This is a genomic window from Qipengyuania sp. Mu-71, from assembly GCF_036867055.1.
GTDB lineage: Bacteria > Pseudomonadota > Alphaproteobacteria > Sphingomonadales > Sphingomonadaceae > Qipengyuania > Qipengyuania profunda.
Genome location: NZ_JBAJHR010000002.1, coordinates 139,227 through 158,355, shown reverse-complemented (window position 1 = coordinate 158,355; position 19,129 = coordinate 139,227). Strand labels below are relative to the sequence as shown.

Below are 19,129 nucleotides of genomic sequence, written 5' to 3'. Positions count from 1 at the left end.
TGAACGGGAGCACCCGCAAGCGTGGTTAATGCAGGATTGCAGGCGGAATTGCGCGCCGAGGCCCTCAGGCTGGGTTTCGTCGCCTGCGGATTTGCGTCTGCTGCGCCCGACCCGCAGCGCGCCGCGCGGCTCGAGCACTATCTGGGCGAAGGGCGGCACGGCGCGATGGACTGGATGGATGCGCGCAAACAGCAGCGCGCCTCGCCGCAAGGACTATGGCCCGAAGCCAATAGCGTGATCGCGCTGGGCATGAGCTATGCGCCCGATGTGGACCCGCTGGCGCTTGCCGACGCGCCGGAGAAAGCGCGCGTTTCGGTCTATGCGCAAGGGCGCGATTATCACGACGTGGTCAAGAAGGCGCTGAAAGCGCTGGCGCGGTGGCTGATCGCGCGCGAACCGACAAGCGAACTCAAGGTCTTCGTCGATACGGCGCCGGTGATGGAGAAGCCGCTGGGGGAGGCGGCCGGGATCGGCTGGCAGGGCAAGCACACCAATCTGGTCAGCCGGTCGCATGGCAGCTGGCTGTTTCTCGGCGCGATCTATTCGACGCTCGAATTCGCGCCCGACCTCTCGCATCCCGATCGCTGCGGCCAGTGCCGCGCGTGCCAGGATGCCTGCCCCACCGACGCCTTCCCCGCGCCCTACCAGCTCGATGCGCGGCGCTGCATTTCCTACCTCACGATCGAGCACAAGGGGCCGATCCCCGAGGAGTTTCGCGAGGCGCTGGGCAATCGCATCTATGGCTGCGACGATTGCCTCGCGGTCTGCCCATGGAACAAGTTCGCCGATACGGCGCACCGGCACCTCAAGCTGGCGCCGCGCGAAGATCTGGCCGCTCCCGACCTGGCTGCCTTCCTGACCTTTGACGATGCGGGTTTCAGGCAGTTCTTCTCGGGCTCGCCGATCAAGCGGGTTGGGCGCAACCGCTTCGTGCGCAATTGCCTTTACGCGGCAGGGAATAGCGGTTCGGCAGCTCTCGCTCCGCTGGTCGAGGGGCTGCGCGGCGATCCCGATCCCGCGGTTTCCGAAGCGGCCGATTGGGCTGCGGCAAGGCTCGCCTAGCCCTCGCGATAATTCCGGTCATGCTCGCCCAGCAGCGGGGCGGGTGACGGATCGGGCGCTTCCCAGGCGGAAAAGCGCGACGGTTCGCGCATCTCGACCAGCGTGCCCTCGGTGGGGTGTTCGCGCCGCATGAAAAAGCCCGACGCTTCAAGATGAGGCTCCTGCGCCATGTCGGCCATGTCGCGCACCGGCATCGCGGGGATCGCATTGGCGTGCATCAGCGCGACCAGTTCGTCGGTCGCGAAACCGGCGGTCAGTTCGGCGATGCGGGCATAGAGTTCGGCCTGCCCCGCAATCAGCCCTTCGAGAGTGGCGAAGCGCTCTTCGCGCGCGAAAGCCTCGTCGCCCATCAGCGCGATCACCTTGGTGAAATGGTCGAGCCGGTAAGGCACGATGCTGACATATCCGTCGCGGGTCGGAAACGGCTGGCGATTGGGATCGACCTGGCGGCCATAGCAGGGCGGGCCGACGGGCGGATCGAAAGTGTTCCCGCCGAGGTGCTCCTTGAGCATGAAGCTGCTGAAGGCCTCGAACATCGGCACTTCGACATGCTGGCCTTGCCCCGTGCGCAGGCGGTGTACCACGGCGGCCATCACCGCATAGGCGGCGTGCAGCCCGGCGACCTTGTCGGCGATCAGCGATGGCAGGTAGCGCGGGCGCTCGTTGCCGTCTGCGCGTGGCAGCAGGGTGGTGGTGCCGCTGGCCGCCTGAATCACGTCGTCATAGGCCTGCAGCCCGGCATAGGGCCCGCCCGAGCCGAAGCCGACGCAATGCGCATAGATGATGTCGGGAGCGAGCGCGCGCACGCTGTCGTAATCGAATCCGAGCCGCTCGATCGCTTCGGCGCGGACATTGTGGATGAAGATGTCGGCATCGGCGAGCAGGTCGCGCAGGATCGCGCGGTCGGCCTCCTGCTTGAGATCGAGCACGAGCGACTGCTTGCCGCGATTGAGCGCGATGTATCCCGGCCCCATCGCCTTGCTGTGCGCGGAGGGCGCGCCATAGCGGAACACGTCGCCGCCGGGGGCCTCGACCTTGATCACCTCGGCCCCGAAATCAGCAAGGATCTGCGTGCAATAGGGCCCGAAGACCACCGAGGTCATGTCGATCACGCGAAGCCCTTCGAGCATCGCACGACCGTCCCCGGCTGCAATCACAGCATGTCCTTGAGCGGCACTGCGCTGTCGGCAAGCACTTCGGGATCCACTTCCGCGCGCGCCATCACCAGCTTGCGGCCCTGCACGTAATCCTTGGTGTTGTTGACGCAGTCGAGCGCGATCACCACGCCTTCGCGCAGATAGACCACGCTGAACTTCTTGTCCGCCGGATCGCCGCGCAGCACGGTGGCATCATAGCCGATCGATATGCCGACGGTCTGCAGGCGCAGGTCATACTGGTTCGACCAGAACCACGGGACCGCATCATAGGCCTGCTTGTCGCCCATGATCGCCTTGGCCGCGATCGTCGCCATGTCATTGGCATTCTGCACCGATTCGAGGCGGATGACCTTGTTGTCGGCATAGGGGTTGGCGTGGCTGGCGCAGTCGCCGATGGCATAGATGTTGTCGAGCGTGGTGCGCCCGTACGCGTCGACATCGACTCCGTTCGAACCCGCTGCCCCCGCAGCGATCAGCGGCCCCACAGACGGCACGATGCCGATCCCCGCGATGATCACATCGCAGGCGATCGTTTCCCCGCTGTCGGTCATCACGCCGGTGACGCGGCCGTTTTCGCCGGTGATCGTCTCGACCGCAGTAGACAGCCGCAGATCGACGCCCTGTTCGCGGTGGTAGACAGCGTAGAATTCGGACAATTCGGGGCCCGCGACCCGCGCCAGAACGCGATCGAGCACTTCGACCACGGTGACCTGGCAATTGAGCTTGCGGAGCACCGCTGCTGCCTCGAGACCGATATAGCCCGCGCCGACGATCACTGCGCGCTTGGCCCCGGCGGCGAGTTCTTCCCTTAGCGTATCGACGTCGCGCCGCGTGCGGACGTAGTGGATGCCGGCATTGTCGCTACCCGGGCACGACATGCGGCGGGCATCGCCGCCGGCAGCCCAGATCAGTTTGCGATAGGTAATCCGCGTGTCGTCGGACAGGCCCAGCTCGCGCGCGACCGGGTCGACCTCGTTGACGTTGCGGCCGAGGCGCAGCTCGATGTCCTTGTCGGCCCAGAATTGTTCGGGGCGTATCTGGATACGCTCGAACGGCTTCTCGCCCGCAAGATATTCCTTCGAGAGCGGGGGGCGTTCGTAGGGCGGATTGCGATCGCGGCTGACGATGAGGATCGAACCCTCATGGCCGTTCTGCCGCAATGCGATGGCGGCCTGGGCCCCGCCATGCCCCGAGCCCACGATGACGATATCGAAATGTTCCATCGCCGCGCTGGCTGGCGCGAAAACGCCAGCCGGTCAAGCCCAGCCGGTCATGCCCGGGTCGGGTGTAGTGCTAGCGGCCGAGCAGGTTGCGCGCCATGCTCGCGACCTGCGCCAGCATGGCCGGCGCGACCGGCGACTGGCCCTGCGCCCGCGCAACCATGCTGCGGAACCCGCGCACCGCGACGGCCTGTTCCTCGGCCCATTTGGCAACCGCGGCGGGCATGTCCTGCTTGGCATCCTTGCGCCGCGCCAGCCGCCGCAGCAGTTCGAGCCGCATCTGCTGGAAATCGCGCGCAAGGCCCGAAACCAGCAGGCGCTCCCACACATCCGAAGGGCTCATCAGCGCGGCGGTCGACTGCGCCCAATCGAGACCGAGCCGGCGGCCGATATCGGTGAAGGCCTCGGTCAGCCCGATCGGGGCGATGCCCGTCTCGCTGGCCAGCTTGGCGAGGCCCACGGCGCCGTCGAGATCGTAGAGATGCGCGACGCGCGCGGCGAGCGCTTCGGGCGCCCCGGCGGCGATGAGATGGTCGCACAGGCGATCGGATTGCTGGCGCGATTCGGTGCTCAGCAATTCGGTGGTGGCGCCCGCGAGCTTGGCGACTGCCTTGCCGATATCGCCCACCAGCGCGCTCGGATCGACGTGGCCGGAAGAGGTGCGCAGCACGTCCGAAATCAGATTTCCCGCTGCCGCGGCGATCCGGTCGAACAGCATCAGCCGGGCGCTTTCGGGCATCGCTGTGGCATCGATAGACGCCCACAGGTCGGGCAGGTCGAACAGATGTTCGGCAGCGACGAAGGCCGCGGCCACTTCATCCAGCTCGACGCCTTCCTCTTCGGCCAGTTCGAAGGGATGGATCATCCCCATGCGGTTTACGATGCGGTTGGCGAGCTTGGTCGCGACGATCTCGCGCCGCAATTGGTGGCCCGCGATCTGCGTCTTGTACTTCTTGCGCATCGGCGCGGGAAAGGCTTCGAACAGCGTTTCCTCGAGCAGCGCATCGTCGGCGAGGCTGCCGCGCTCGATGGCATCCTGGAGCACCAGCTTGGACGAGGACAGCAGCACGGCCAGTTCGGGCCGGGTCAGGCCGGCGCCATCGGCCGCGCGCCGTTGCAGCGTCTGGTCGTCGGCCAGCCCCTCGGTCCGGCGGTCGAGATTGCCGCCCGCCTCGAGCGTCTGGATGATATGTTGCTGCGAGGCCATTGCGCGGGCTCCGCCGACTTCGGCGATCGACAGTGCCAGCGCCTGCAAACGATTGTCCTCGAGCACGATCCGCCCGACCTCGTCGGTCATCGATTCGAGCAGCGCGACACGCTTGGGCTCGCTGAGCTTGCCCGCGCGCTTGGCGGCGGCCAGCGCGATCTTGATATTTACCTCATTGTCCGAACAATCGACGCCCGCCGAATTGTCGATGAAGTCGGTGTTCGAGCGTCCGCCGCCATGCGCGAATTCGATCCGGCCGGCCTGCGTGATGCCGAGATTGGCGCCCTCGCCGATGACCTTGGCGCGGACTTCCTTTGCATCCACGCGCAGCGCGTCGTTGGCCGGGTCGCCGACCTGGACGTTATTCTCCTGCGACGCCTTGATATAGGTGCCGATGCCGCCGAACCAGATGAGGTCGACCGGCGCCTTCAGGATCGCCGAGATCAGCGCATCGGGCTCGATCGTGCCCTGCTCGATGCCCAGCTTCGCCTGCATCGCCTTGGACAGCTTGATGCTTTTGGCGTCGCGCGCGAAGACCCCGCCGCCCTTGGAAATCAGCGCGCTGTCGTAATCCTCCCAGCTCGAGCGGGGGAGCGCAAACAGGCGCTGACGCTCGTCCCAGCTGGCGGCCGGGTCGGGATTGGGATCGAAGAAGATGTGGCGATGGTCGAAGGCGGCGACCAGCTTGATCGCCCTGGACAGCAGCATCCCGTTACCGAACACATCGCCCGACATGTCGCCGCAGCCGACGACTTCGACGGGCTCGCTCTGCACATCGACGCCCATTTCGAGAAAGTGGCGTTGTACGCTGACCCAGGCACCCTTGGCGGTAATGCCCATGGCCTTGTGGTCGTAGCCTTTCGAGCCGCCGCTCGCGAAAGCGTCGTCGAGCCAGAAATCCTTCGCTTCGGCGATCGCATTGGCAACATCGGAGAAGGTGGCGGTGCCCTTGTCGGCGGCGACCACGAAATAGGGGTCCTCGCCATCGGTGATGACCACGTTTTCCGGGTGGACGACCTTGTCGTCGACGATGTTGTCCGTGACCGACAGCAGCGTGCGGATAAAGGTTTCGTAGCTGGCGCGCCCCTCCGCCGCCCAGGCCTCGCGGTCGAGCGCCGGATTGGGCAGCTGCTTGGGATAGAAACCGCCCTTCGCGCCGGTCGGCACGATCACTGCGTTCTTGACCCGCTGCGCTTTCATCAGGCCGAGGATCTCGGTGCGGAAATCGTCGCGCCGGTCGGACCAGCGCAGGCCGCCGCGGGCGACGGGGCCGCTGCGCAGATGGATGCCCTCGACCCGGCGCGAATAGACGAAGATTTCGCGATAGGGGATCGGCTTGGGCAGGTTGGGGACCTTGGCCGAGTTGATCTTGAAGGCCAGCGCTTCGGCCGCCGCGGGGGCGAAGGCGTTGGTGCGCAGGATCGCGTCGATCAGCGAATTGTAGAGCCTGAGCAGACGGTCGTCATTGATCGCCTTGACCTTGGCCAGGCCGCGCTTGATTGCGGCGCGCGCATCCTCGACTGCCTTGTCGCGTCCCGTACCGAAATCGGGATCGTGACGCGCAGTGAACAGCGCGATCAGCGCGCGGGTCACGTCGGGCGCCGCAGCCAGCGCATCGACCACGGTGTAGATGGTGAAGCCCATGCCGGCCTGCCGCAAATAGCGGTAGAAGGCGCGCAGCCAGTTCGCCTCGCGCGCCGACAGGCCCGCTTCGGGAACCAGCCGGTTGAAGGGGTCGTTCTCCGCTTCGCTGTTGAGGACCGCGCTGACGGCTTCCTCGATCGCATCGGACCGGTCGATCAGCGCTTTGGGATCGGCACCCGGCTTCAGGTCGAGCAGGAAATCGTGAATCGTCCCCAAGCGGCCCTCGTCGAGCACGGTGGGCATTTCGGACCGGACGTAGAAACCGAAATCTTCCAGTGCTGGCACGCCTTCGGACAGCGGCAGGCTGCCTTCGGACTGGTAGAGCTTGAGTCGCAGGCACCCCTGTACCTCGCGGTCGCAGAAATACATCCGCGCACCGCGCACCACTTCCTCGCTTTCAAGGCTCGCACCGAGTTCGTGCAGTCGCGCGATGTCGAGCGCTGCCTCGCGCGGGCCATAGCGGCCGCGGAATCCGGTGGGGAAATGGTCGGCGAAGCGCATGGCGAGGCCCGCCGCGCGGCTGGGTTCCTCGATCGCGCCAAGCTCGGCCTCAACCGCTTCGCTCCAGCCGCGCAGCAGCGTCTGCATCTGCTCCTCGAGCTGCGCCTGGTCGGGGGCCTGGTCGCCATCGCGAATATCGAAAACGAAGCGGATGGTGGCGAGATTGCCGCCTTCGACCTCGAGGCTCCAGTCGAGCAGCCGCGCCGAGGCGGCTTCCTCGAGCAGCGTCTGGATTTCCAGCCGCACCTGTGTCGCGACCATGTCGCGCGGCAGCCAGACGAAGGCGAAGAGGTGGCGCGCCAGCGGCGCCTCGACCAGCGCGAGGCGCGGGCGCGGGCGATCGACCAGGCTCATCATCGTCGTCGCGACGCGTTCGACGTCTTCTTCGGAGAAGCCGATCAGCAGATCGTGCGGGAGCGTGGTCAGCGCATGGACCAGCGCCTTGCCGGCATGGCCGGTGTCGTCGAACCCGTGACGGCTGCGCAGCGTATCGAGCTGGCGGCGCAGGCGCGGCACGCTGCGCGGCGGCGCGGCGAGCGCGGCGCTGGTCCAGACCCCGGCATGGACCGAGAGCGCGACCGGCTTGCCCTGCTCCTCGATCGGCACGATCAGCAGGTCGAGCGGGACGCGGCGATGCACGTTGCTGAGGTGGTTGGCCTTGATGATCAGCGGTCGGCGCTGGTCGGTGCCCGCTTCGAACCAGGCGAAAGCGCGTTCGTAGGAGGCTTCGGCGAGCAGCACTTGCGCGCTGCGGCGGCAGATGCCCAGCTCGTTCTCCTGGCGCCCGTCGCGGTGACGGGTGACGTGACCCAGCTGGGTCAACATGCCCGAATTGAGCCAGTCGAGCAGTTCGGCCCCTTCATCGTCGGTTGCCGCGATCCGCTTTGCATCGCTCGCCATGGCCTCCTGCAGCGCGGGCCAGTCGGTGACTGCCGCGCGCACGTCGGCAAGCGTTTCCTTGAGCGTTTCCTGCAACTGGCGGCGGGTCTTGGCATCGACCCGCGCGGCCTCGATGTAGATCATCGATTCCCAATAGGCCTCGTCCGGATCGCCTTCGGGGATGCCGGTCAGCCGTCCGTTCTTGTCGCGCTCGACCGGGATGACCGGGTGGACCAGCCGGTCGATCGACAGTCCCAGAGCGGCAATCGTCGCGGCGACCGAATCGACCAGGAAGGGCATATCGTCATTGACGATCGCGATGCGCGTGAGGCGGCGTTCGTCGCTGACGCTTTCGATCGACATGGCCGAACGCCCAAGCGTACGCTGGACGGCCAGCTGCCCGACGAATTGCGCGGCGTCGCCCAGCTGCGCCTTGTCGAACGGCGTATCGCCGCTGAGCAGCGACAGGCGCATTCTCTCGGTGATCGCATTCTGGAGGGTTTTCGGAAGGACGGCAGTTGTCGAACCCATAAGGGGCCTCTCTCCTTGCGGCGCATGATCGTTTCCGCGCCGCGAAATATCCGAGTCGTGTGCGCCACGACCTGCGCGCCGCGCCTAGGCCCGTTGCAGGCGGGCTGCAAGGTGCTGTGCGTGCAAAAGTGCAATCGTATGCGCGCCATCATGCGGCCCGCCGACGCTACGGCACGCTAGTCCGTCAGGACATCCATCGCGAGTTCCAGCGCCCGGCAACGCGCCGCGGGATCGAACATGCTCCCGCCGAAGACGATCTCGTCGGCCCCGGTCCGTTGGACAAAGGCACGTACGGCCCTAGCCGCCTGTTCCGGGGTGCCGATCGCGCTGGCCTGGCCGATATGCGCAAGCATGGCCTGCGCTTGCGGCGGCAGGCTGGCGCGATAGCCGCGGACCGGCGGCGGAAGCTTGCCCGGCGTGCCCGTGCGCAGCGCGACGAAGGCCTGCAATTGCGAGCTGGCGAGATATTCGGCCTCGTCTTCGGTATCGGCGACGAACAGGTTCATCGCCGCCATCACATGCGGCGCGGGACAGGCTTCGGAGGGCTGGAAATCGCGCCGGTAGAGTTCGAGCGCGCCATCGAGATGATCGGGGGCAAAGTGGCTGGCAAAGGCGTAGGGCAGGCCCAGCTTGGCGGCGAGCTGGGCGCCGAACAGGCTCGACCCAAGCATCCAGAATTCGGGCTGCGCGCCAAGGCCCGGGGTCGGATGGATCGCGGTTTCGCCCGCCATCAGCGCCATCAGCTCGACGACGTCCTGCGGGAACATCTCGGCGGCGCGATGCAGATCCTTGCGCAAGGCACGCTGCAATTCGGGCCCCGCTCCGGGCGCCCGGCCAAGCCCGAGGTCGATCCGCCCGGGAAACAGCGCATCGAGCGTGCCGAACTGTTCGGCGATCTGGAACGGCGTGTGGTTGGGCAGCATGATCCCGCCCGACCCGATCCGGATGGTCGAGGTGGCATTGCCAATATGCGCCAGCACGACTGCAGTCGCCCCGCCGGCAATCCCGGCCATGGCATGGTGCTCGGCCACCCAGAAACGCTTGCAGCCGGCCTTCTCGGCGGTTTGCGCGAGCATGGTCACGGCATCGAACGCCTCTCCCAGCGTGCCGCCCTCGCGGACGGGGACGAGATCGAGCACGGAGAAATCGGTCATGATGCGAGCTGCTCCAGATAGGTCCGCGCCCGGGTGGCCTCGGTGCTTTGCGGCGCGACCAGCAGCACCGATTCGAAACTGCGCCGGGCTTCCTCGTCACGCCCCGACAGCGCGGCGATCACACCCGCCTCGAGCCCGACTGCGGGGTCCTGCGGCGAAAGCAGGGCAGCCTGCGCGATCTGTTCGCGCGCTTCGCCAAGACGTTCGAGCCGCCGCGAGAGCGTGGCCGAAAGCAGCCATGCGCGGGCATTGGCAGGATCCGCTCCGCGTGCGCCGGCCAGCGCAGCCACCGCGTCCTCGTTGCGGCCCATGGCAACCAGAGCGCGTGCGCGGTCGACCGACACGCTCCCCAGAAGCGGCGTATCGGCGGCATCGGTGGCGTAATTCACCGCGCGGGTGAAGGCGATTTCGGCGATGGCGGGATTGCCCTGCGCCATGGCCGCATTGCCCGACATGGCCGAAAGCCGCGCCTGGTAGGCCGGGGCACCGGGAGGAACTTCGCCAGCGGCCAGATCGAAGGCGCGCTGGGCTTCAGCGAAATCGTCCAGCCGGACGAGCGCGAGGCCGAGGCAATGCGCCGATTGGGCCAGCTCGAGCTGGTTCGCGGCGGTCTCGCGCCAGGCCTGCGCCATATCGCTGGCGGCTTCGGCATCATCGGCGGCGAGCGTTACGCATTCGGCCAGCTTGCTGCCCGAGGTGCCCGTGGTGCCGACGGGTGCAGCCGCACGCTCGCGTGGCGGGCGATCGCGTAATTCCTCGGGTAGGCCGGGGAAGGCGTTGGCGCCAGGGTTAGGGCCGACCTGCAGGATCAGCAGGGCGATGGCGGAGGCAATCATACAGGGCCTTTCGAAAGCGCGTCGACAATGCGCAGCAGCAGGGCGATGTCCTGCTCGCGCGACAGGCGGTGGTCGCCGTCCTTTACCAGTGTGACCTGTACATCATCCGAACGCAGCGCGGCGGCGAGCCGCAGGCTGATGTCCCACGGCACATCCGGATCGCGCTGCCCATGGATCAGCCGCACGGGTGCGGTGATGGGAATCTCGCCGCCGAGCAGGAGCTGCGCCTGCCCGTCGCTGAAGAAGCCCGGGTGCAGCGGTGTGGGTTCGGGCCCGTAAGGGTTCTCGTCGTAGATGGTCTCGCCCGCGAGCAGCTTCGCCTTATCGGCATCCGACCGTCCCCAGTCGGTGAAATCGGGGGCCGGGGCGAGGCCCACCAGCCCGGCCAATTGCCCGCCAAGCGTTTGTCCGACGGACAGCATCAGCCAGCCGCCCATGGAAGACCCGATGACGATTACCGGTCCCTCGATCAGCGCATCGACCAGCGCGAGCACCTCATCGCGCCAGCGCGAGAGCGTGCCGTCGGCAAAGTCCCCCTCGCTCGCGCCGCAGCCCGAATAGTCGAACAGCAGGCACGCTTGCCCCCGCGCCCGTGCCCATTCGAACACGGCGGTCGCCTTGCCGCCCGCCATGTCGGACATATAGCCCGGCAGGAAGACCAGCGCGGGTCCGGTGCCGGGCGTAAAGCGATAGGCGATGCGCTTGCCGCCGGGCATGACATGGAACTGGATATCGCTCATTTGCGCATGCTGTTCACGCGACCGCGCGCGATTGCAAGGGTCAGAAGAAGCCGAACTCCTCGACATCGGGATCCTGCGCGCACATCGATTTGAGCGCGGCGAATTCCGCTTCGGTCAGCACCGGGGGATAGTCCGCGTCCTCTTCTGCCGCCGCGCGATAGGCCTCGGCGCGCTCGCCCGAGGACGGGTGGCTGGCCAGCCATCCGATCACGGCGGGGGCATCCTCGCTATCGCCCCGGCTCTCGGCCATGCGTTCGAAGAATCCGGCTGCGCCCATGGGCGAGATATTGCTTTGGGCCATGCGTGCGCGGGCATAGTCGTCCGCCTCGCGTTCGGCATCGCGCGAATAGCCCATCGCGGCGAGACCGAAGACGCCGTTGGTGACGCCCGAATCGGCACCCGCCAGCAGGATCGACAGGCCGAACTGGCGCAGCAGCGCGGTCATCACATGGCGTTCGCGGACATGGCCGACCTCGTGGGCGAGCACACCGGCCAGCTCCTCGGGGCTGTCGGCCTGCTGGACCAGCCCGTCGAACAGCATGACCTGCCCACCGGGCAGCGCGACCGCATTGACCATGGCCATATTGGCAACGCCTGCGCGCACCTTTTCCTCGGCGGGATCAACCTTGGCGAGCAGCTTGGCGAGCGCCGCATCGCCCGCTGGCGTATGACAGATACGACCGCCGAAATCGCCGACCATCGCCTCGCCGATCTGGCGTTCCCACCCGGGCGGGATGCGCGGGCCGAGCCAGTCGGGTGCGGTCAGGAACAGCGCCACCGCCGCGGCGCTGGCTACGCCGAATATCGCCGCCGCCTTGCCCAGTCCGAGCCTGTCGACCCAGGCGCCGTAATCGCTTTTCGCGGGGAGCTGCGCGGCGAGGCCCGCGGGGATCTCCTTGGGCAGGATCAGGCGGAAATCGGGCACGCTGGCGCGGTGATAGACGCGCTGTTCGGGACGGATTTCGCCGAAGCGCAGGTCGGCGGCGTCGAATTCGTCGCGCGCTTCTGGCCCCACCAGCGTGAACCCGCCGCGCCCGTCCCAGCTCAGCGTCCCGCTATGGCGCACCGCATTGGTGCCATCGTACCATTGGGCGGCAGTCTGGAACGCGTCTTCCATCGGCTCAGATCGCGCCCATGTCGAAGGCGTCGAGCAGGCCCTCGCCATGCTTCGCGGTGCGGGTCTCCGACTGGGTCAGCTCGTCGAGCAGGATCTCGCCGCTCGCCTCGAGATGCGTCATGAAGAACTTCCAGTGGCGATAGGACAGGAAGACCAGCCCGATCCCGAAGGTAAAGACGACCAGCAGCGCATCGACTACCAGCAGTTTCACCCAATCCAGCGTCGAGGCCGTGAACGTGAAGTGCAGGTCGCGCCAGCGGGTTGCGCCGACCACTTCGCGGTAGAACTTGGCGAAGAATGCCACCGCGATCAGGCCGAGGCCGAAGTAAAAGAACAGCACCAGGGCGAAGATGCCGATCATCCCGCCGAGCGCGCGGCCTTCCTCGCCGCCGACACCATAACCCGCGAGCATTCCCATGCCGGCCATGATGATCCCACCGGCAAAGAGGACGAAGGGGGTCAGATAGAACAGCAGATAGCGCGCGAAGACATTGCCCGCTTCGGCATCGGCCTCGAACGCGTAGGGGCCGAAGCTCATCTTGCTCCACCGTTCGTTCCACAGGCTGGTCATCGACCAGGGCAGCAGCAGGCCGGCCGGGATCCAGCCGACTGCGGTCTTCCACATATATGACAGGCCGAACAGGAAGCCGGCGGTGTCGCTGCCCCCGCGAATGCCGCGCCAGCGGGTGCGCGAAAGGCGGTAGCGCAGCGCGCGGAAACGGGCGACGCCCAGCAGGTAGAAGATCGCCAGCGCCGCGAATGCCGAAAGCGCAATGCCGAGCGATTCGTACCCGCGCGCGACCAGCGCCTGCGCAACGAAGCTCAACCCGAAATAGGGAATGCCGAACAGGACGAAGACCATGACGAAACCGATGAACAGCTCCATTCCGGTGCCTGCCCATTCGAGATTTTCGTCGACGAAGCGCGTGCGCGACCACAGATAGCGGCGCTCTCGCGCGGTGGCCCAGAAGCGGTAAATGCCCAGCGTGACGATCGTCAGCAGCAGGTTCGGCAAGGCGATCTTGGCGAAATCGCGCCAGTTTCCTTCAAAGACGAAGGCGCTGTCGGCCCCGTCCATCGCGTGCGACCCATGCATAAGTAACGACCCCTGTGAATATATCGCGCAAGGGTCGGGGATCGCCGCTGCCGTGTCAATCGGTGAGCCGCTATTCTTCGCGCAGGAAGATTTCTTCTATCGCCAGCCCGAAAACATCGGCGATCCGGAAAGCGAGCGGGAGCGACGGATCGTAGCGCCCGGTCTCGACCGCATTGACACTCTGGCGCGACACTTCGAGCCGGGCGGCGAGGTCCTGCTGGCTCCAGTCGCGTTCGGCGCGCAGGACCTTGAGGCGATTCTTCATGCGCCGCGCACCTTCTGCCACAATTGCGCGAGACCCAAGCCGATCGCCCAGACGGGTAGTACCCACCACGCCCAGATATGGGGCACCAGTTCGAACATCTCGAGGAAGCCCCAGAAGATGCCCAGCGCGAGCACCAGGCCGAGCGCAACCAGCGCTGCCATGATCGTGCGATAGCGCAGATATTCGTCCTGTTCCTCGGCGAGGTAGCGCACCATCGCCCAGATAATGCCGAAGGTCGGGAGCGTCGGCAGGAGCGAGATGGCGAAGACCGCCGGATCGGACAGCTCGTAGCGGTCCCACAGCGTTATCGCTATGCCGAGGCCGAGGACGTAGCCGAAGCTGCTGAACACGATCCGCCGGTTGTACGAAGCCATCGCCTGGCTGGTGCAGCCATCCGCACCGCGCCGGGCCAGCGGGAAGAGCAGGAAGGTCGCCGCGGCCAGCAGAATGAAGCCGACGGGCGATTCGATCGCCCCGCTCAGTTTCAGCGCCGCGATGACGGCGGTGCTGAGGAAGTAGAGCGCGACCCAGCGTCCCGGCGACTTGAGCAGCCAAGGCCCGCCGGTGCCGCTCATGCGCGGACATTCATGCTGCAACCGCACGAGCCGGTGCGCGCGATATGGATGGCCGCGAGGGCCGGAAAGAGAATCACGCTGAACTGCGCAAATTCTTCTGGGACGATGTCGAAGATGGCGAGCACCGCAGTCGCGATGATTGCGCCGGCGAACAGGAGGGGGGTCTTGAGTGACATGGCAATGGTCCTTTCCGTGATGTAAAGTCTGTTTGTCACGATTCGCGTGTGGTGTCAAGCCTGCTTTCCAAACAGTCGTGCGTGCTTGTCGCTTTGGGAAATGGCTTGTCACCACACCGTCATCGGGCGCAGGCAGGGGGCCGGAAGAGGAGAATTCGAATGTTCGCGACCGAACCGCCTGCCGCTGCCCCGCTATCCGCACTCGACCGCCGTTCGCTGCTCAAGACCGGCATCCTCGGGCTGGGGGTGGCCGGCGCCCCTCTCGCTGCGCAGCCGGGGGGCAAGGGGTTCAGCCACGGTGTCGCCAGCGGCGAACCGGCAGCCGAGCGTGTGCTGTTGTGGACCCGTTTCGTCGGCACGCAGGACACCGCGCTCGAATTCGAGGTCAGCGAAATGCTCGACTTTTCGCGCGTCGCGGCCGGAGGCTCGATCACCGCACGCGCGGAGAACGACTGGTGCTGCAAGGCCTGGGCCGAAGGGCTCGAGCCAAGCCGCTGGTACTATTACCGCTTCACTGCGCCCGACGGATCGCATTCGGACGTCGGCCGCACGAAGACGCTGCCCGTCGGCGCGACCGACAAGTTTCGCATGGCGGTGTTCTCCTGTTCGAACCTCGGTTTCGGCTGGTTCAATGCCTATGCGCATGCGGCCGCCGATGGCGATTTCGACTGCGCGCTGCACCTTGGCGACTATTTCTACGAATACGGCCCCGGCACCTATCCCTCGAACGAAGAGACGCAATCGGGGCGCGTGCTGTTTCCGGCGCGCGAGATCGTCAGCCTCGCCGATTACCGGCTGCGCTATGCGACCTATCGCCGCGATCCGGACCTGCGCCGCCTGCACCAGCTGTTCCCGATGATCGCCGGCTGGGACGATCACGAGAGCGCGAATGATTCGTGGGAGGGCGGCGCGCAAAACCACCAGAGCGAGACCGAGGGCGAATGGTCGGTGCGCAAGGCCGCCGCGGCCAAGGCCTACCGCGAATGGATGCCCGTGTCGGACGAGCCATGGGCCGCCTATGAAGTGGGCGACCTCGCGACGCTCTACCGGCTCGAAACGCGGCTGACCGCCCGCGCCGAGCAGTTTTCCTATGGCGACATATTGTCGGGCCAGACGACCCCCGAGGAGGCGATGGCCGCGCTCGTTGCGTTCCGCGAGGGCGACTACCGCGATGGCAGCCGCGAATTGCTTGGGATGAAGCAGCAGGCCTGGCTGACCGAAGGTCTCAAGCGCTCGGCATCGGCGGGCAAGCCGTGGCAGGTGCTGGTGCAGCAGGTGCTGATGGGCAATCTGGCTACGGCGCCGCGGCTGACCGAAGGGCTGCCGGCAGACCTGCCCGCCTATATCCGCCAGCGCATCCTGGCCGGGGCGATGGCCGGCCGCGCCGAATTGCCGCTCAACATGGATGCGTGGGACGGATACCCCGCCGCGCGCGAACGGGTGTTCGAGGCTGCCCTCGACGCCAATGCGAATCTCATCAGCCTGGCGGGCGACACGCATAATGCCTGGGCTTTCGATCTCGATCATGCCGGGGAGAAGGTCGGCGTCGAATTCGGTGTGCAGGGGGTGACCTCCCCGGGACTCGAAAGCTATGCCTCCTACCTCCCGGTCGATGTCCTCGAACGCGAGACGGTTGCGCATAATCGCCAGCTCAAGTGGATGGACGGATCGCGCCGCGGATACATGGCGGTGGAGCTCACCCCGGCCAACGCATCGAGCGAGTTCCGCTTCGTTTCCAGCGTGCGCGAGAAGGGCGCCGGGGTGAACGATACCCGCCGCGTTTCGACGCAGGCGGGAAGCCGCGCGCTCGATATGGGTTGAGAAACCCGCGGCCTGCACCTAATATGCAGGTCATGCCTAACGCGCGCATCACGACGACGACTACCACCACCCCGGGTAACCGGGGGCGGTCGGTCGCGGTCTGATCCGCGCCGCCGCCGCCCGGTTTCGGGCGGCATGGCGTTTCCTCCCGAAACCGGATTTTGCGCAAACGCCGCTTCAAGCGCGCGCGCCCTTGTGCCATGGGCGGCGCAATCAAACGGACGACGAATGACATGACGGAACTGCTCAAGATCAGCCTGCCCGACGGTTCGGTGCGCGAAATGGAAGAAGGCTCGACGCCGGCCGACGTCGCCGCAGCGATCGGGCCGGGCCTCGCCAAGGCGGCGATTGCTGCGCGCGTCGATGGCGAATTGCGCGACATCAACCGCCCCTTCGAGGGCGATGCCGAGCTGGCGCTGGTAACCGCGCGCGACGAAGAGGATGCGCTCGAACTGGCACGGCACGATTTCGCGCATGTGCTCGCCGAAGCGGTGCAGGCGCTGTGGCCGGGCACGCAGATCACCTTCGGTCCCGCGACCGACGACGGCTTTTATTACGATGTGAAAGCGCCCGAGAGCCGCGACCCTTTCAGCATGGACGACCTGTCCGCGATCGAGGAAGAGATGCGGCGGATCATCAAGGCCGACAAGCCGCTGCGGCGCGAGGTCTGGAGCCGCCAGCAGCTGATCGAGAAGTGGGAAGCCGAGGGCGAAACCTTCAAGGCCGAATGGGCGAAGGAACTGCCCGAGGACGAGGAGCTGACGGTCTACTGGTCGGGCGAGGACTGGCTCGACATGTGCCGCGGGCCGCACCTGCCGAGCACGGGCAAGCTCGATCCGCAGGCGTTCAAGCTGATGCGGGTGGCGGGTGCCTATTGGCGCGGCGATCAGAAGAATGCGCAGCTCACGCGGATCTACGGCACCGGCTGGCTCAACAAGAAGCAGCTCAACGCGCATCTTACGCGGCTGGAAGAAGCGGCCAAGCGCGACCACCGCAAGCTGGGCCGCGAGATGGACCTGTTCCACCTGCAGGAAGAGGCGCATGGCAGTGTCTTCTGGCACCCCAAGGGCTACCGTATCTGGCGCGAGCTCGAAGCCTATATGCGCCGTAAGATGGATGGCGCCGGCTATCGCGAGATCAAGACGCCGCAGCTGATGGACGTGCGCCAGTGGGAGCAATCGGGTCACTGGGGCAAATATGCCGAGAACATGTTCGCGGTGCCCGACATGGTGCCCGAGGTCGACGACAGCGGTGCGGGTGCGCATCCCAGCGTCGCCAAGGACGCCGACTGGATGGCGATCAAGCCGATGAACTGCCCCGCGCATGTGCTGGTCTTCAAGCAGGGCATCACCTCCTATCGCGACCTGCCGATCCGGCTGGGCGAGATGGGCTGCTGCCACCGCAACGAACCGCATGGGGCGCTTCATGGCCTCATGCGCGTGCGTCAGTTCACGCAGGACGATGCGCATATCTTCTGCACCGAGGACCAGGTCGTCGAGGAAGTGCGCGCCTTCTGCAGCCTCGCCGCCGAGGTCTACAAGGACTTCGGCTTCAGCTTCGCGATCAAGCTGGCGCTGCGGCCCGAGAAGCGTCTGGGTTCGGATGCGGACTGGGACAAGGCCGAGCAGGAACTGCGCGATGCGGTCGAGGAAGCCGGCATGATGAGCGAGGAGTTCGGCTGGGAAGAACTGGAAGGCGAAGGCGCCTTCTATGCGCCCAAGCTCGAATGGCACCTCACCGATGCGATCGGGCGGACCTGGCAGGTCGGCACGATCCAGGGTGACCGCGTGCTGCCCGATCGGCTCGATGCGACCTATATCGGTGAGGATGGCGACAAGCACCGCCCGGTCATGCTGCACCGTGCGATCTTCGGCAGCTACGAACGCTTCATCGGTATCCTGATCGAACATTTCGCCGGGCGCCTGCCCGTCTGGCTCGCCCCGGTGCAGGCGGTGGTCGCGACGATCGTGTCCGACGCCGACGAGTATGCGAAAGAAGCGGTCGCCAAGCTCGAGGCCGCGGGCATCCGCGTCGAGAGCGACCTGCGCAACGAGAAGATCAACTACAAGGTGCGCGAGCACAGCCTCGCCAAGGTCCCGCACCTGCTGGTTGTGGGCAATCGCGAAGCCGAGGAAGGCACTGTGGCGGTCCGTACGCTGGGCGAGAAGGACCAGCGCGTGATGAGCCTTGACGACGCGATCGCCATGCTGCGCAGCGAAGCCACGCCGCCCGACCTGCGCTAGAAGGACCGCACGCGATGGATCTGCTGGCGGCCTATGCGCCGTGGCAATTGGCGGCGGCGCTTGCGGCGGCCTTCGGCTCGGCCTTCGTGCGCGGCCTGACCGGTTTCGGCATGGCGATCCTGCTGGTGCCGATCCTCGCGCTGGCATTGCCGCCGGTGGAGGCGGTGCTGCTGGCAAATTTCCTCTCGCTCTTTATCGGACTGAGCGAGGTCCGCCGGCTGGTGCGCGGGGCGGAGCGCTCGGCGTGGCGCATATCCCTCCTCGTGGTGCTGGTTACCCCACTCGGCCTGCTGGCGCTGGCCGCGACGAGCGATGACCTAGCGCGCTTCCTGATCGCGATGATTGCGCTGTCCGCCTTCTTCGCCATCCTCCTGCCGCGCCGGGCGGACACCGAGCCGGGGCATCTGGCCACCGGCGGGGTGGGCGTGCTGAGCGGGCTGATGACGGGCTATGCCGGAATGCCCGGCCCGCCGGTCGTGCCTTATTATGTCGGGCGGCCATCCCGCGCGAGACGGCCAAGGCCTCGATGATGCTGATCTTCACCATTGCGGCAGGCGCGGGCCTGGTTTCGGGCGCCGCACTGGGAATTCTCGCTTGGCGCTTGCCGCTGCTGGCGGCGTTGCTGTTCCCCGCCGTATTGCTGGGCAATTGGCTGGGGGATCGCGCTGCGGGGCAGATCGGGGACGCGCTGTGGCGCGCGGTCGTCAGCGTGATTTTGGGCGGGGCTGCGCTCGCGGCGCTGCTGCGGCTGCTCTAGGCGATCAGAACGGCAGCACCGGTCCGGCGAGGACCAGCGCAAGGCCGCAGCCACCGACGATCAGCGCGCGCGCGATATCGACCACCGACTGGGCGGGGGGCTGCGTGCGGGAGAGAGCGGTGGGCTTGACCATGACCGCCATTCTCGG

At 66.5% G+C, this 19,129-nt stretch carries 17 protein-coding genes; 5 read left to right on the top strand and 12 right to left on the bottom strand.

From position 1 onward, the window contains the following. Positions 1-21 precede the first annotated feature (21 nt). Entirely contained in the window at positions 22-1,062 is a 1,041-nt protein-coding gene (queG, locus tag V6B15_RS12550; protein ID WP_334201476.1) for a tRNA epoxyqueuosine(34) reductase QueG, read from the top strand. On the opposite strand, the gene V6B15_RS12545 is transcribed toward queG, so the two are convergent. The 11 genes from V6B15_RS12545 to V6B15_RS12495 form a co-directional block, all read right to left on the bottom strand. Next, positions 1,059-2,192 (bottom strand): CaiB/BaiF CoA transferase family protein, encoded by a 1,134-nt coding sequence (locus V6B15_RS12545; RefSeq protein ID WP_334201475.1) that lies wholly within the window; start codon positions 2,190-2,192, stop codon positions 1,059-1,061. The two genes, queG and V6B15_RS12545, sit on opposite strands and share 4 nt — an antisense overlap. A 23-nt stretch (positions 2,193-2,215) precedes the next feature. After that, a complete protein-coding gene (locus V6B15_RS12540) occupies positions 2,216-3,442 on the bottom strand; it encodes an NAD(P)/FAD-dependent oxidoreductase (RefSeq protein WP_334201474.1) in 1,227 nt (408 codons plus the stop codon). A 70-nt stretch (positions 3,443-3,512) separates the two neighbouring features. Beyond that, positions 3,513-8,201: an NAD-glutamate dehydrogenase domain-containing protein gene (locus tag V6B15_RS12535; protein WP_334201473.1), complete on the bottom strand. Its 4,689-nt coding sequence runs from the start codon at positions 8,199-8,201 to the stop codon at positions 3,513-3,515. Between the two features lie 176 nt (positions 8,202-8,377). Next, positions 8,378-9,355 carry an LLM class flavin-dependent oxidoreductase gene (locus tag V6B15_RS12530; protein ID WP_334201472.1) on the bottom strand — a complete coding sequence of 326 codons (978 nt, stop codon included), beginning with the start codon at positions 9,353-9,355 and terminating at the stop codon, positions 8,378-8,380. After that, positions 9,352-10,191, bottom strand: a complete 840-nt coding sequence (locus V6B15_RS12525; RefSeq protein WP_334201471.1) for a tetratricopeptide repeat protein — start codon at positions 10,189-10,191, stop codon at positions 9,352-9,354. The genes V6B15_RS12530 and V6B15_RS12525 overlap by 4 nt, the downstream gene beginning before the upstream one ends. Beyond that, entirely contained in the window at positions 10,188-10,931 is a 744-nt protein-coding gene (locus V6B15_RS12520) for an alpha/beta hydrolase (protein WP_334201470.1), read from the bottom strand. The genes V6B15_RS12525 and V6B15_RS12520 overlap by 4 nt, the downstream gene beginning before the upstream one ends. Before the next feature lie 40 nt (positions 10,932-10,971). Further along, positions 10,972-12,048 carry a M48 family metallopeptidase gene (locus tag V6B15_RS12515; RefSeq protein ID WP_334201469.1) on the bottom strand — a complete coding sequence of 359 codons (1,077 nt, stop codon included), beginning with the start codon at positions 12,046-12,048 and terminating at the stop codon, positions 10,972-10,974. Between the two features lie 4 nt (positions 12,049-12,052). Next, complete coding sequence (locus tag V6B15_RS12510; RefSeq protein ID WP_334201468.1) at positions 12,053-13,144, bottom strand: YjgN family protein; 1,092 nt, start codon at positions 13,142-13,144, stop codon at positions 12,053-12,055. Positions 13,145-13,214: 70 nt separating this feature from the next. Further along, positions 13,215-13,409 (bottom strand): helix-turn-helix transcriptional regulator, encoded by a 195-nt coding sequence (locus V6B15_RS12505; RefSeq protein WP_253521272.1) that lies wholly within the window; start codon positions 13,407-13,409, stop codon positions 13,215-13,217. Next, the gene (locus V6B15_RS12500; protein WP_334201467.1) at positions 13,406-13,984 is read right to left on the bottom strand and encodes a hypothetical protein; all 579 of its coding nucleotides are present in this window, start codon (positions 13,982-13,984) and stop codon (positions 13,406-13,408) included. Before V6B15_RS12500 ends, V6B15_RS12505 begins: the two co-directional genes overlap by 4 nt. Further along, positions 13,981-14,160, bottom strand: a complete 180-nt coding sequence (locus tag V6B15_RS12495) for a hypothetical protein (protein ID WP_334201466.1) — start codon at positions 14,158-14,160, stop codon at positions 13,981-13,983. The genes V6B15_RS12500 and V6B15_RS12495 overlap by 4 nt, the downstream gene beginning before the upstream one ends. 159 nt (positions 14,161-14,319) lie before the next feature. On the opposite strand from V6B15_RS12495, the gene V6B15_RS12490 reads away from it, so the two are divergent. The 4 genes from V6B15_RS12490 to V6B15_RS12475 all read left to right on the top strand — a co-directional run bounded on the left by V6B15_RS12490 (position 14,320) and on the right by V6B15_RS12475 (position 18,981). Continuing rightward, positions 14,320-15,981, top strand: coding sequence for an alkaline phosphatase D family protein (locus V6B15_RS12490; RefSeq protein ID WP_334201465.1), 1,662 nt, complete (start codon positions 14,320-14,322; stop codon positions 15,979-15,981). A gap of 233 nt (positions 15,982-16,214) precedes the next feature. Next, the gene (gene thrS, locus V6B15_RS12485) at positions 16,215-18,224 is read left to right on the top strand and encodes a threonine--tRNA ligase (protein ID WP_334201464.1); all 2,010 of its coding nucleotides are present in this window, start codon (positions 16,215-16,217) and stop codon (positions 18,222-18,224) included. Positions 18,225-18,238: 14 nt separating this feature from the next. Then, positions 18,239-18,754, top strand: coding sequence for a sulfite exporter TauE/SafE family protein (locus tag V6B15_RS12480; protein WP_334201463.1), 516 nt, complete (start codon positions 18,239-18,241; stop codon positions 18,752-18,754). Beyond that, complete coding sequence (locus tag V6B15_RS12475; protein ID WP_334201462.1) at positions 18,754-18,981, top strand: hypothetical protein; 228 nt, start codon at positions 18,754-18,756, stop codon at positions 18,979-18,981. The genes V6B15_RS12480 and V6B15_RS12475 overlap by 1 nt, the downstream gene beginning before the upstream one ends. A 4-nt stretch (positions 18,982-18,985) precedes the next feature. Here V6B15_RS12475 and V6B15_RS12470 read toward each other — a convergent pair whose 3' ends face one another. Next, entirely contained in the window at positions 18,986-19,114 is a 129-nt protein-coding gene (locus V6B15_RS12470; protein ID WP_334201461.1) for a hypothetical protein, read from the bottom strand. Positions 19,115-19,129: the final 15 nt, after the last annotated feature.